This is a genomic window from Anaerobiospirillum sp. NML120511 (assembly GCF_023050955.1).
Taxonomy (GTDB): Bacteria; Pseudomonadota; Gammaproteobacteria; order Enterobacterales; family Succinivibrionaceae; genus Anaerobiospirillum.
The window spans coordinates 20,426-36,035 of record NZ_JALKIK010000016.1 but is presented as its reverse complement, the minus strand read 5'-3'; the positions used below and the strand labels follow the sequence as shown (position 1 = coordinate 36,035).

Below are 15,610 nucleotides of genomic sequence, written 5' to 3'. Positions count from 1 at the left end.
CTGCGACAGCGCTCAGGCTGGCGCAGGCCTTAATTGTCCAATGACCGGGCAGTCTGCTCAATGTCTGGCAGTTCCGGCTCTGATAAGAATGTATCCTGACCACTGGCGGCAGCCGGGCTGCGGCCAGGTAAGCGCATGTGGCTCTGATATGCCCTTCTACCCCTGTCGCGGCAGCAGTCAATCAATAGAGATACTGCGCAGCATACTGACATACAGCCAGGCCAGCTGGCTGGTATGATGGCATCAGAGGGCAGCCAGGCTGGTACGATGGCATCAGAGGGCAGCCGGGCTGGTACGATAGCATCAGAGGGCAGCCAGGCTGGTACGATGGCATCAGAGGGCAGCAAGTCATGCTTGCGTGCGCTTAAAATAGCTGATTCAGGGATGTTTGCCTGCACTGACAATTAAATTTGCAGACTACCTGTTATAGTATTCGGAAAACTTGTCATAGTTATGCAAGTCACAGGCCCCAAAGCCTAATATTACCGGTAAATAAGCCTTTTATAAATACAACAATTTCGCTTTTGTGACAGTAGCACTGACCTGATTGCCGTCAATATATCACAGGGCACATAAACACATCTTTATATAGATATATTTAAATATTAACAGGTAAAATAAAGCCAGGCTGTGATGCCATCTGCTGGCCTCGTGCCTGGCAAAATAGGCAGCTGGGGCAAGGTCCGCAGCCTTGTGCTGCGGACAGTTGCGCCAGAAGCCTGTATTAGTAGTCGTAACGGGCGTTGGCCTGAATAGCCAGATCCTTGATGTTCTCAGATGCAGTGTAGGACACAGAAGCACCGGCGGCAAAGTTGCCGTTGCGCATGCTTACACCAGCCTTTACACCTGCAGTGACGTCATCAACAACCTGAGAGCTCAGAGGTGTAGACATGTTGCTTACACCAGTCCACTTGACCTTGGAGTTGTTATCCTTGTCACCGGCATAGGCAGTAACAGTGAGGTCAACAGAAGGCTTGATGCTCCAGGTACCCTGCTTGATGTTACGTGAGATTGTAACACCAACTGGTACAGAGACCAGGTTCTGAGTATCACTCTTAACACTGGCAACTGAAGTGTTGTTGATAGACACCTCATGGTCATCAGTGCTGATGCGGGTGAAGCGGGCACCCACATGAGGAGTGATGTCATTACCACCAACTCTGATGTCATGACGTGCAGTCAGACCTGCGGAAATTACCTCAGTATCAACATTGGCAGTTGCCTTGCCCAGAGCTGTCTCGGCAGAGAGATCGTTATCAGTTCTGGTGTAGGTAGCGTCAGCCAGCACAGTGGTAGTACCGTTGCTGATACGGGCATAGGCACCGGCACCAACATACTTGGTATCGTTCTCTACGCCTTCAACCATGCCGGTTGATGAGGTAGTTCCTGTACCTGCGGATACTACTGCACCCACCTCGGTATTCTGACCCAGACGTACGTCAATACCTGCTACCAGACCGTTGAGCTCGGCCTCGTTACCATAATCCCTGTCGTCAGCCTTAAGACCCTTGCTGTCCACCTTCTTATAGGTAGGAGTCATCCAGACTGAGCCACGGTTCTGGGCACTGGCGGCAGTGTAGTAATTACGCTTATCGTTCATCCAAGGTACGGCACGACGTGGCTGGCCTGCAATATAGGTAGACAGATCGTTACCATCAAGACCGGCATGAGCAGCAATGGCTTCAACAGTGGTCTCATTGGCAGCAATGGCAGTCTTGGCTACGCCACCCAGATTGGCCATACGGGCCACAGCCTCAGCATCACGTCCACTGTTGGTTGCAGTGACAACATGGTTGAGCAGTGGGTTGCTGGCAGCATGGTAAACGCTGTAGGTACCGTCACCATTGTCTACAGAAACATACTTGCTGGCTGCAAGGATGTTACCCTCGCTGTCGCTGAACTGCTTCTTGTCCGGATTGTAGGTAACGCCTGGAGCAACTTCGCCACGCAGCTTTTCGCGCTCAGGGTTGCCATCAAAGCCGCCGTAGACAGCCAGAGCCTCACGTACAGGAGATGAAATATCCTTATAGCTGGCCTCGGCTACCTGAGGACGAACCACCATGGTTACATCGCCGACCTTGCCTGGATTGAGGCCATCAGGAGCCTCAAAGAGGCCGTTTACAGACTCAACCTTGATGGTTGCATTGTTCTCAGTAGTGAGGTCAACAGAACCGTTCTGGTCCTCAAACAGACGTATCGGACCATTTGGATTGATGGTGGTACCTGCGATGAGAACCTTGGCACCTTCCTGAGCGTAGATGCTGGCATCAGGCTTGTTGAAGGTGATGGCAGCATTGGCCTTGCTGTTAACAGCGCTGTTGTGCATGGCCAGAGCAGAGCCCTTACCCATGTAAACGTCGTTGCTGGCAACCTTGGACTTGTAATCGGCATCAGCAGACTGATACTCAGAGTAGCTGCGGGACGCGTCAACAACAATCTTGCTGCCGTTCTGAACAGTTACTGGCTTGGCAACATAGGCAATAGCACCTACAGCCTCAGGAGAGCTTACCGGATCCTGAAGGGAACCGTTCTTGAAGTACGGAGCAAATGCAGTCTGGAGCTCCTTGAGAGCGCCATCGACATCGGAGGCCTCAGTACCCATTGCAACAACAGAGTTCTTCAGGGCAACCAGAGTACCATTGAGCTCACCGGCACTGCCGACAGCTGCAGCGGCAGCCAGCTTGGCAGGTGCGCCATGAGCGCCACCAGCAGAGCCACCGGCATCAGCAGAACCGCCACCGGTACCATCCTGAGGCTTCTCAGGGGTAACAGGGGTTGAGTTGCCAACGCTCTTCATGGCCACGATAGTGGTCTGCTCACCATAGCCAGGATCGGCAATGATGGTACCGCCTGCAAGGTCGGTATGACCGGTAACGATACGGGCAGTACCGTTTTTACCGTCAGAGCCGACACGGGCCTCAACACCCTTGGCCAGCTTTAAGGAGCCGGTAGTGTTATCACCCTTGGCAAGGTGTACATCACGGCCAAACTCAAGTGAGCCAAACTCGTTGTTACCGCTCAGTACAGTCTTGTTGATGAAAGCTGCATGTCCGGAAATCTTCATATTACCGGTGTAGTCGGTGGTATCGGTCACCTCAGGAGCGCCCACGTGCAGGCTGGCAGCCTGGAGGGTTACACCTGAGTCACCATCGGCAGTGACAGCCTTACCAGTAAGGTTTCTGACGCTGATATCGCCAATTACAGCAGTCTTTCCGTCTACCTGCAGATTGCCGCCACTGAGGATATTGCCATCAACCTTCAGATCGCCCTGGCTCTTAAGATTTGCAACATTCTTGATATCACCAGTTACCTGCAGCTGAGCTCCCTTGGCAACATTGACATTGGTGCTCTCGTAGAGGTGCTGACCAACCTTGAGGCTGCCGCTGTTAACGTTAACAGCAGCAACCTTAGCAACATTGTTGCTGACAGTTACAGTGGAGCCTGAGTTGATGTTCAGAGTCTGGCCATTCTCGATGTTTTCACCGACGGTGGCAACAGCATTGGACAGATCAATCTTTGTGAACTGGTCAATGTGCTTGCCTACACTAACTGTAGTACCGGCTGCAGTAATATTGGCTACCTTGCTGATATTTTCAGCAACAGTAGTGGTAGCCTCAATCTGCATGTTAGTGTACTTGCCGCCCTCAACGTTCTTCATCTCAGTAAGCGCGGCATTATTACCTGTTACAGCCAGGATGGTCTCATCAGTTGAGCTGCCGTCCTTAAGGATTACATTACCGAGCTTACCGCCGTTGATAAACTTAAATGCAGCTCCTGAATCAAGGGTAGCATTTGATACCACAGCATTATTTTTGGTATCAGAAATAAACATGCCCCCATTGCCTTCAGCATTGCTCAGGGAGCCGTTACCCAGCACAACGTGAGAGCCGTCTACAGCCATGGAGCCGGCGTGTACTACAACCTTTTCACCATCGCGAATATTGACTACCTTTGCATTAGCAAGTTTGTCATTCTTGAAACCGTCTAAACCCTGCTGAGACATGAATACTTTGAGTATCTGCCAGTCAGCGGTGCCATCTGGGCGAATTACCTTATCAAGCTCGGCAATTTGTGTATCGCCGATATCGAAAGTACCATCAACAGGATCCTGAGGATTAGTCAGGAACTGTTCCTTAAGCTTCTTAAGATCTTCAGCAGTTATTGCACCGGTAGTGCCCAGATCAAGTTTGAGAGTACCGCCATTCTTGATGGTAATGTTATTAGTAATCTTGTTATCAGGATCAATAACAGAAGGAGTCCATCCTGGTGGATAGTCGTTTCCGTTATTTCCAGTGATGTCATAGTTAATCTTGATGTGACGCAGTGCCTCAGGACCGAGCTCCATCTGGGCTGTAGCACCCTGAATATCAATGGCACCACCAGTAGTGGTATATCCGTACTTTTCCTTATCAGTATCAGATGTTCCAAATGGAGCCTTACCTACCACCATTTTGCCGTTGAGGGTAAGCTTGCCATCTGACATGCTAAAGTTGTCAATCTGAGACAGCTTGTCGTCAGTTCCAGGGCCAATAACAACGTTGGCGCCATCAAAAGAGGCGGCTCCGGCAACCATGGCCCCACTGACGTTTAAAGTGGTGCCTGAATTAAGTACAGCCTTACCGTTTACAGTCAGATCCTTATTGGCGGTAAGCTTGGAGGTGCCCTCAAGGGTCATGTCACCTACAAAACCGACATTACCACTGGCCTCAATACTGGTGTTTGTAATGGATCCGGATCCGGATGCTCTCAATGCACCACCAAGTTTGACTGTGGCGTCCTTGAATGCCATGTTGCCGCCGGCAAGTGAGTGAGTGCTATCTATGCTGCCGCCAGACATCTTCAGCTCACCAAGGCTTACATCGCCCTTGGCTGTAATGGTGCCGCTCTGAATTTCTGCGCTGGTAAAAGAAGCAGAACTCTGCTCGTGGACAACAATCTTGGAATTTGCGCCCAGTACAACCTTTCCGGCATTAAGTGCAGGCGTGCCGTTTCCATATTGAGGCAGCCCCAGATCGCCAGCACCAGACTCTGTACCGACTTCAATAAGAGCATTGGTAGAGGCATCAACATCTTTGGCAGTCCACTGGCCATACTTGACCTTGAGGGCGGCGAGTTTATCAGCAGACATACCGTTAAGCTTGACGCTCATGTCCACAGTACCGGTATTAGCTGAAACGCTGCTGAACTGACCGGCCAGACCGGCATCAGTCAGCTGACCGAATTCATCACGGTCACGCTCGGCAAAGCCCAGCTCCAGGGAGGCTGATTCACCACCGCTGTTGCCCACCAGCAGCTCTTTCATGCCGCTGTCAGAACTGATTCTGCTGCCGGCAATGACCTTACCGCTGGTAATGGTTACATTACTGTCTGCCTTCTGCTCATCGATCTTGAGATCGCCTGCAGCCTTGAGAGTATTGCCGTTGCCCAGATCAATGCTGTTGCCCTGCAGGTGAATATTATTGGCCTGCAGCATGTTGCCTGTGCCTGACATACCTACGCTGTCAGTCTTTACTGCACCAATGGAGCTGACCTTTGAGATGCGGTCAGTGGAAATTGCCTTACCACCGCTGGCGTAAATGTCGCCCTCAATCACCATGGAGGCATTGCCGCCCAGGAAGACGGCCGCACCCTGAGAAAGGTTGCCTGAACGCTGATTATCAAGATTAAGCAGCTCACGGCCGTTTGCCTCATTAAGCTTGATGGAGCCATCCTTGATATCAAAGGTTGAGCGGTGCGATACACCATCGACAGTGAGCTTACCCTTGGTAAGATCAACAGATGCATGGCCATGGTACTTAAATGCAGGCTTTTGCTGGCCGTCAATGCCGGTACCACCGTCTATCTGCTGCTCGCCATTGCCATAAATCTTGATACTGGTAGAACTCTTGCTGCTAAGATGCAGACCACCGTCGGCATGGAGGGTTGAGTCAACACCATCGGTTTGAGTATCTGATGCCAGACCGCCTACCTGCAGAACGCCCTCTCCAACTGTAATTTCACCAGTAGAGGTGATCTTGCCTGCACCTATGGTCAGACGGCTGCCGCTGTCCAGTTGCACAGCACCTTCAACAGTGCCCTCCTGAGCGGCATAGTAACCCTGAGCATCAGGATCATACTTGTTATCAACATATTCGCTGTTGATTATTTCAACCTTGTTCTTGAGGTTGAAAACGCCATCAGCTGCAGCGTTGAGCTGCAGATTCTTGGCAGCAGCCTTATTGAAGTTGTAATCAATATTGGCATCGCCGCTTTCGGTCAGCTGCAAAGTGTCAGCTTCAAGATTCAGATTGCGGCCGACACTGTTTGGACCTGTGGTATCGGAAATTGCTTTATCGATGGCAATAGTGGTTGCAGCAATAGTACCGCCTGACTCTACGCCAATCTTGCCGGCTTCAGGGTTGACAGAGAACTGCAGCTCATCGAGCTTGAGCTCACCACCTTCTGACGAGAAATCAAGTACACCATCGCCCTTGATAACAACGGTACCTTTCTGACCGCCACCTTCACCGCCGCCATTAACGAAATCTGTTACCTGCTGTGTACTGGTCTTGAGTCTTGCTTCAAGACTGGTATTGCCGTCACCAATAACAAAACGACCATTGTCACTGTCCTTGCTTACAAGCTTGGTATCAGGAGTAAGCTCCATGATGCCATTTCTAAGCTCAACTTTACCAGCATTAGCAGGGGAGGCATTACCATTAATTTCAATGGTTCCACCACCAATAGTCATATGGGCAGTTTCACCATTTGCTGCATCAAGGGCCTTATCAAAATCAAAAACTGCAGTACGGTTCTGTCCCACCTTGATGGTAGTACCGTTTAGAGAGCCTGTAGCCTTGATTGTGCCGTTATTATTAAAATCTGCCTTATTATTGTGCTCGGCAAAAGAAATGATGCCGCCATTACCATTAATGGTTCCAAGAAGAACAGCATTCTCTGCCTTTTTGCCGTTCATGATGATCATGCCGCCTTCATTGAGATGAATCTCTGAAGCCGACTTACCACCTGATGCGGCACGACCTAAAGTTGCTGTAGCACCATTATTGCCCTGACTGGCGACATGAATAATAGCGGTTGGGCCAACAGATGCGTCACCACTGCTGTCGGCGCCGCCGCTGCTGGCTCGTGCAGCCTGACCACTGCCAATAGTGATGCTGTCTGCACTTAACTGGACATTGCCACCGCTATGAAAGCCAGAGCGCAGGCGCAGCTCACCCTGCTGAACACCGACAGAGCCGATGTCCATTTTGAACTCATAACCGGCATTAGGCTCACCAATAGCAATGATAGAGCGATCACTACTTTCAAGAGATAGAGAGCCACCACCAGTAATCTGACCGGAAGGGCCATTAGACTTAATCGAGTGAACCCCTTGACCTGCAGCCGGACCGGCAGTAATGCTCAGATTTCCATTCCACTCAATCTGCTTGTCAACGTTAAACTGTTTAGGCGCCTTATCAGAGCTGAGAGTAAAATCGCCGCCATTCTTGAGCTCTTCAAGATTATTAAGCTCTGCAGCTTGAGTAGAGGTGGAATAGACAGAGGCGAGGGCGGCCGTGCTGAGAAGAGCAGTAGAAGCCAGACCCTTGAGATAGGCATCTTTCATAACAGCACGGTACTGTGCCGACAGAAAAGTAATTGTGGAATTTGTTTGCTTCATGTTGTTCTTCTTCTCGTAGCGCCAGCCGGCTGAGCAGAATAATCCTGCCTTGCTGTTAAGGCAGGTAGGACATGTGTCCAGGCCGGGGGCAAATAAGAAAGTGGTGCTCCATATTCAGGAGCCAGTTATTCTCTACTGCAGTACAGTTTGGGCTTGGCCCTGCGTCTCTTTATGTTGCTGACCGTCTGCCAGGGAGGCCCATCAGCTTAAGATGTGACCTTAAAGTTAAGACAACCAGTGACAGACATCCTGCGCTGCTCATGGCAGGTCAGGTTTTGGCTGATGACGACTGTAGTGCAGCTCTCTCTTCAGTTTCCAAATAGATTGGTACTGTTTAATTTATACCACCAGGCAGTGGCAGTAAGTATGTTTGTCTGATGCCGGGTCCTTGCAGGGACAAAAGGCAATACAGCGATGCATTTAACGGCAGGTACTGATAGTTCTTTGACTTTACACTGTCAAAATGTGAACAGTGCCCATACTTGCACCGATTGTGACCAGCCTCTGCCCTGTTACTACCAACTGACCATGTCTGCACTCCCACCTTTTCCCCTTCGTCAAACCTTATTTACATGCTGTTTACACTAGAGAAAGCATTTAAAACTGCCAATATTTTAATCAGGCAGCCGAAAGCTCAGGTCAAATCCGAAAAAAGTATTATTAATACCGCATGACAGGCCTTCAGACGTTATCCCTAGCTACATTTTCGCAACTGTTTCAAATGCAGATTACTCCCGGCACAACCTGGCACTTCCCAGCAACCGTAAAACATCTATATTTAGATCAATCAATGCATCTGACTACAAAATCCCGCTAATAGAGCCGACTCTGAATACTTGTCACACAGCAGGACCTCTCCAGACACCGCTAAATTAATCCCTGAAGTACAGCCCTGCTTTCTAAAAATTCATGACAGTCTATTTCTTTCTTTGAGAGTCTGCCGGATAAGCGCTATTTTGCCGACTACGCATACGCCAAAGCCGCTGCTCCCTATGGAAGCAGCGGCTAAATCCTTGTCAGGTTGACCTGACAGTTAAAAACACGATGGTGTTCGTTTACTTCAGGCTTGCAGCTTCATACCGAAGCGGCAAGCCATGGCAGCCCGCCTTGCGGGCTGCCTGATATTAGAAGTCGTAACGAACGTTGGCGCCTACAGCAACCTCGCTGCTGCTGGATGAGCCGTTGTAGGAAACACCGGCACCGGCAGTAAAGTTGCCACGGGTGGCGGATACACCGACTGCAGCACCATAGGTAACGCGGTCGATAACCTCAGTCTCAACATTGGTACGCAGATCCTTGGTACCGGTCCATGAGACTTCACCCTTGCTTGAGGTGTCGCCCAGGTTGGCTGTTACGTGAACATCTGCAGAAGGCTTGATGTTCCAGCCATTGCTGTTGATGTTGCGGGATACGGTAACACCTACAGGGATGGAAACAACATTCTGAGCCTCGGAGCTGTAGGAGGCAACAACGTTGTCACCCATCTTGACATCGTGACCGGAGGTCTTGATGTGGCTGAAGCGGGCACCAGCATGAGGGCTGACCTCATAGCCATTGACATTGAAGTCACGCTTGGCGGTTACACCGGCAGAAATTACCTTGGTATCGGCGGCAGCGCTGAGCTTGCGATCTGGAGCAACATCAAGGTTACTGCTCAGGTCGTTGTCAGCCTGGGTGTAGGTTAAATCACCTACAACTGAGGTGTCGCCGTTCTTGAAGCGGCTGTAAACACCTGCACCCATGTAGCTTACGTCGTTGGATACGTTAGAAGCCAGCTCCTTACCGGTAACCTCACCCTTACCTACGTTGACTACAGCACCTACCTCAACATCACGGCTTACGCGGTAATCAGCACCAACGGCCATACCGTACATGTCGGTCTTGTTGCCATAGCTCTGACCCTGAGCTTCCATGCCCTTGGAATCACCACGGGTGTATACAGGGGTTGCCCATACAGAGCCACGGGTTGAACCCAGAGAGCTAATGTTCTTGCCCTCAGCATTGGCGCCTACGCCTACACCCATACGGGCAGCAACAGCATCAGTAGTAGTTCTGTTGGCGGTAAGAGCTGCGTTTACAGCACCACCCATAGCGGCCAGACGGGCTGCGGAGTCAGCATCACGACCAGTCTTGGACTCGTACTTGATCTTGTTGAGCAGCTCATTGGTGCCATTGGTGTTGTTGTAGGCATTGATGGTCTCTCGAATTGGGTCAGAGGCATCATGGTAGAGGGTGTTGCCTACACTCTGATTCATGGTCAGCTTGACATCACCGATCTCACCGGCAGCCAGACCACCTTCAACCTCGAACAGACCATTTACTGACTGAACAGCCAGGTTCTTGTTACCAGCAGTTTCAAGGGTAACGGTACCATCGGCGTCAGCAAAGAGCTTGATGCTCTGATCGCTCTGCAGGCCGTCAGCGGTAAGCAGAACCTTGGCACCATCGTCGGCATAGATGGTAGCGTTCTTCTTCTCGAAGGTAACAGCTGCCTGCTTGCCGGATACTGCCTGAGCACTCATAGCCAGAGCAGAGTTCTTGCCGATGTAAGTATCTGCTGTATTGGCAGAGGCTGGCTTGGCCTCCTCGCCTAAGCCTGGAGTGTTGGAGGCGCCTGCATCAACTACAATCTTGCTGCCATTAGCAACAGTGATTGGCTTGGCTACGTAAGCGATAGCACCTACAGCGCCAGGTGCAGAAGATGGATCCTGCAGAGAGCCATTCTTCATGTATGGAGCAAAGGTATTCTTCAGATCGTCAACTGCAGCCTGCAGATTTGCAGTGTCTACGCCCAGTGCAACGATGGAGTTCTTAAGAGCGTGGATGTTACCGTCGAGACGACCGGCAGAGGCAATCTGAACATCAGAGCCGCCGTTGTTGCCGCCAGCATCACCCTCTGGCTTTGGAGCTGGGTTTATTGGCAGGGCTGGAATCTTATCCTGGTCAGCACCACCCTGACCTGCATCAGGCTTCTGCTCACCTTCAGGCTTCTGGGTACCATCACCATTGCCAGCATCAGCCAGCAGCTGTGCAGTTTCCTGCTTGCCAAGGGAACCAATCAGAACCATGGTGGCTTCCTGACCGTACTCTGGGTCAGCGTAAATGGTACCGCCATTGAGCTGCAGGTTCTGGGCGGCCAGTACGGCAGATGTGCCGGATGGGCCGTCAGTGCCAACGAAGAGGTTCTTGCCTGCACCAATGGTTACGTTCTGAGCTACGTTCTTACCTGAGGTCAGGTGAGCATCATTCTTAAACTCGACAGAACCGAAGGTGTTGGAACCGCCAAGCATTGCCTTACCGGCAAAGGAAGCCTTTTCGGTAACATTGATATCGCCGTTGAAGCGGGTCTCTTCAGCGCCCTTAACAGTCAGGTTCTTGGCAGTCAGGCTGGTACCGGAGGCATTGGCTGAGCTAAGCAGACGATCTGCAGTAACATCACCACCAACTTTCAGACTGGCATTAACATCCAGATCTGCAACATCAGTTACGCTGCCAGAAACATTGGTAGTGGCAGAGATGTCGACCATGGTATGAGCAGCACCCTTGATAGCGGCGATATTGGTGGTCTTGGAGGTATCACCACCAATAACCATAGTGGTCTTGTCGTTGGCATCACCGGCTTTCATGGTGATCTCGCCTACGTTACCACCGTTCTTGAATGCGAAGTGGGCACCAGTATCGAGGGTAGCGTTGCCTACCTTGGAAGGATCTTTCTGATCAGCGATAAAGTTATTCTGGCTGTTAAGACCAGCATTATTCAGGGATCCATTGCCCAGAACAACGTCACCGGAAGCCTCCATGCTGCCTACATTGGCACTGAAGCGATCGCCGGAGCCAACATTGTAAACAGTGGTGTTGCTCAGCTGCTCGTTGATAACGCCGTCAAGGGAACCAGCGCTAACGTACTGCTCAAGTTCATTCCAGTCAGCACGACCATCTTTGATGACATCACCGATATCGGTAAGTACTGCCTTACCAATATCCAGAGCGCCGTCAACCTTGCTTCCAGCACCTGAATAGCCCTTGAGGAACTCTTTCTTCAGATTAATCAGGTCCTGAGAGCTCAGCTTGGTACCAGACTCGAAACCGAGAGTCAGAGTACCACCAGAGGCAAGAGTTACGTTCTGAGCGTACTTATTGTCTGGATCAAGACCCTTATCACCATTTTCCAGCTTGAGTCCATCGAGGCCCTTAGCACCAATGGTGAAATTGGCTCTGTGGCCGGTTACGTTGATAGCGGAGCCGTCCTTGGAGGTAAAGGCATACTGAGCTGCATCGGCCTTACCATCTCCAGCCTGTGCAACGACCATGTTGCCAGCACCGCTTACGGTAACAGTGCTGCCGCTTTCCATGGTCATGCTGTTGGCAGTAGCATTGCCAGTAACGTTGTAGTTGCTGCCATCAGCCATATTTAACTGACCTGCGTGGAGCTTGCCAGCAACATCAACAGTACCCTTCTTAATGTCCAGCTTGTCAAAGCTGCCACTGGCAGGTACGTTGACGATTACCTTAGAGCCGTCAGCAAGAGTTACAGTCTGTGCATTGAGAACTGGAGAGCCATCCTTGCCATACTGAATCTTGTCAGCAGTCATACCATCGATATCACTGCCAATCTCAATGAGACCCTTGCTTGCAGTTATATCTTTAGCGGTCCACTTGCCATACTTGACCTTCAGAGCAGCCATCTTGTCTTCGGCAAGACCATCGAGCTTCATAGCCATATCGACGGTACCGCCGGAGCCCTCAGCAAACTCTGAGTGGCTGGCCAGAACGCCAGCAGAGCCGGACTGGGTCAGCTGACCAAAGCGGTCCTTGCCCAGAGAGGCCTGACCGAGCTCAAGAGTAGCTGAGGTTGACTCGTCATGGGTAACGGACAGAATCTGGTCTTTAACATTGGTCTTTAAAGCGGTACCAACGGAAACAGTACCATTTCTAAGCTGGAACTCTACAGCCTTTGCAGGAGCATCCGGGCTTGCAGAACTGTCAGCGTCACCGCCCTGAGCAGCGGCCAGCAGGTTACGGGCCTGATCTAAAGCTGCATCAATTTTCTGAGCGGTTGAGTCAAGGGTAAGAGCCTGACGGGTTGCAAGTGTGTTACCAGCACCGATCTGCAGAGCCTCTCCGGCGAGGTGAGCATTGTTGGCAATCACGGTATTGCCGGTACCGCTGAAGCTGATCATGTCAGATTCAGGGCTGCCGGTATGCTTTGTAATGTTGTTTGCATCAAAGGCAGCATACTGATTGTCACCAGTAGCCTTGCCATGCAGATCACCCTGGATATCCAGAACACCGTTGTTACCCAGCTCTACAGCAGCGCCCTTTGCAGTGCCACCAGAACGCTTGCCCTGAGTGTTCAGGAGCTCATCGGCATTCTTCTGGTTTAAAGCGATAGTACCGTTGGAGGCCTTGAAAGTGGTGAAGTTGGAGGCATGACCAGTTACAGTCAGATCGCCCTTGGTCAGATCGAGCTTGCCCTGGCTTTCGTAGGTAACCTTACCAGTAGAAGCATCTGTAGGTATCTCCAGAGCACCATTGCCTAAGACCTGAACAGTGCCACCAGCATTCTGGTTCATGATCTCGAGACCGCCACTGGCAATCAGGGATGCATCAACACCAGATACCTTAGCTGAGGCTGGTGCGCCACCTACCTGCAGGGTACCAGCGTCAACCTTGAGCTTGCCATTTGCAGTAAGGTTACCAGCAGCTGCTACGAGCTTACCGCCAGCATCTACCTGGATCTCGCCATCGAGGGTATTATCAGCACCTACAGTTACTTTGGTGTCCTTTACGTAAGGATTATCGATCTGAGTGGTCTTGACAACATTGACTTCGTTCAAGAGGTTGAAAGTAGAGCCACTATGCGGAACAACTTCCAGCTTCTCAGTAGTAGCCTGCTTAAAGCCATAGTCCTCATTTCCACCATTCTTCCAAGCTGGTTCGCTCAGCTTAAGAGTGCTTGCTTTGATATTGATATACTTAGCTTTCTTAAACTGCTCTGAAGCGCCGCTATCCTTTATAAGCATGCTACCTATATGCAGCTTATCAGCCTGAACAGTTGCTCCATCAGCAACTTTTACCTTACCAGCCTGAAGCTTATCGCTAAAAGCAAACTCTCCAAGAGTTACATAGTCATCTTTCCAGAGCTTAACCTCAAGAGTGCCGTCTTTCTCAATTTCAATGGAGTTGTTCTTATTTCCTGCTTTAGCATTCAGGTAGTCGGTAAGATTACCCCAGTAGCCAGTGAGCTTTGCTGATTGGGCTTCATTGCCGTCACCAATCTTTAACTGTGAGTTGCCCTCTTTGCCAACCAGTTTGGCAGTTAAATGGACATTTCCATTTTTGATATGCATGGTGCCGGCATTAGTTGTGCCGCCACTGTTTCCAACAATCTCAATGTTGCCGTTATCAATCTTCAGGTTGGCATCGGTGCCTTCAACCTTTGCCAGAGCAGCGTCGAAGTCAAATACTGCAGTCTTGCCTGCATAAATCTTGAAATTGGTGCCTTCAGTCTTACCGCCTGCCTTAAAGGTACCATTCTGCTTGAACTCAATAGCGCCGCCCTTGCCGGTAATCTGGCCATTAAGAACAGCAGCATCTGCATTTTCACCATTGAAATGGATGGCACCATTTGAGTTGAGGGCAATCTGAGAGGTGGCATTACCAAGGGAAGCTACTGCGCCGCTCTTACCCTGGATATCGATTAAATGGGTGCCAGTTGCCTTTGCAGAGGTATCTGCAGTGCCGATAGTGATATTCTTAGCAGCAACCGATGTTCTTGCACCACTCTGACCAGCCTTAATCTGAATCTTGCCCTGCTGAACATCGATAGACTCGATGTTCATCGCAAACTCGTAATTCTGGGCAGCATCACCAAAAGTTACTACAGCTGAATCGCTAGAGGATACGGTCAGAGAGCCAGTACCGTTGACAGTAACATCCTTGGCGGTTGGCTTGAATACGACGCCGTCATCCTTGCCATTAGTTACGCTTAACTTAGCATTCCATTCACCGCTGTCAGCAATAGCAATTTCTTTAGCTGCATCCTTGCTATAGGAAACCTCACCTGACTGAGCGAGATCCTTGAAATCGTTAAGGTCAGTTGGAGCAGCATCAGCGGTGGAGGCGTAGATTGAGCCCATGGCGGCTGTGCTCAGGAGAGCTGTTGAAGCCAGACCTTTGAGGTAGGCGTCCTTCATCACAGCGCGGTACTGGGCTGACAGGAAAGTCAAAGTTGAGTTAGTCTGCTTCATTTTAAATACTCTCAATTACGGCGTTCAGGTAAGTGCAGTTCTTCGGCACTGTGTGCCCTGATCTCACAAAACTGTCGGCGCATGTCAGATTGTGGAGCGCCGTAAGTACGGTGAACGTTGGTTAATGGTACTGTCAGTTACTGATCACTGGTCTTTGTCTGACAGCTGTTCATACCGACAATGTAGCAAAAGGCTTGCCACACATGCCCTTATACATCACGTGACGCATATTTAAGCCATTTTAACGCTGTATCATGCCTTGTATATGAGCGCACTCCCGACCAGAAAAGTGCCGGTCAATTGACCATGATACGGCTCTTTGTAAAGCACATGTAAAGATACAGCGATTCATATCTATATCATGTCCATTTTTCTGACATTTTCCCCATATAATTGCTTTTTGACCATAGTTTTGTCAGGCGTGTTTTCCGACACCTGAAGCATGAATTAAGCTCACAATTCATTGCCCGGCAAATAATGACGCTTTCCGAAAAAGTTTGGTTTCTGATCTAAATGCAATTCGTTAGTTTTTTGAAAAGCATCTTCCAGGTCTCCTTAGCAGGGTTATTTTTACACGCATGGCATTGCTTTACCTGGTGTTTCCCGGCTTTTGTAAATAAAAATACCTGGCGCAACCTGGCATAAGAAACGATCATTAAATTATGCTAAGTTCCTTGAAAGATGCTTTCCTCAACATCAG

2 protein-coding genes are annotated in these 15,610 nt (G+C 50.3%); both read right to left on the bottom strand.

Going from position 1 to position 15,610, the window contains the following annotated elements:
• Positions 1-724: 724 nt before the first annotated feature.
• The gene (locus MXE39_RS06170; protein WP_246977608.1) at positions 725-7,660 is read right to left on the bottom strand and encodes an autotransporter outer membrane beta-barrel domain-containing protein; all 6,936 of its coding nucleotides are present in this window, start codon (positions 7,658-7,660) and stop codon (positions 725-727) included.
• 1,124 nt (positions 7,661-8,784) lie between these two features.
• The gene (locus MXE39_RS06165; protein ID WP_246977609.1) at positions 8,785-14,910 is read right to left on the bottom strand and encodes an autotransporter outer membrane beta-barrel domain-containing protein; all 6,126 of its coding nucleotides are present in this window, start codon (positions 14,908-14,910) and stop codon (positions 8,785-8,787) included.
• Positions 14,911-15,610: the final 700 nt, after the last annotated feature.

Bases quoted from the DNA above. Each gene is read 5' to 3' on its own strand.
- MXE39_RS06165 (WP_246977609.1), bottom strand. From the start codon at position 14,910: ATGAAGCAGACTAACTCAACTTTGACTTTCCTGTCAGCCCAGTACCGC.
- MXE39_RS06170 (WP_246977608.1), bottom strand. From the start codon at position 7,660: ATGAAGCAAACAAATTCCACAATTACTTTTCTGTCGGCACAGTACCGT.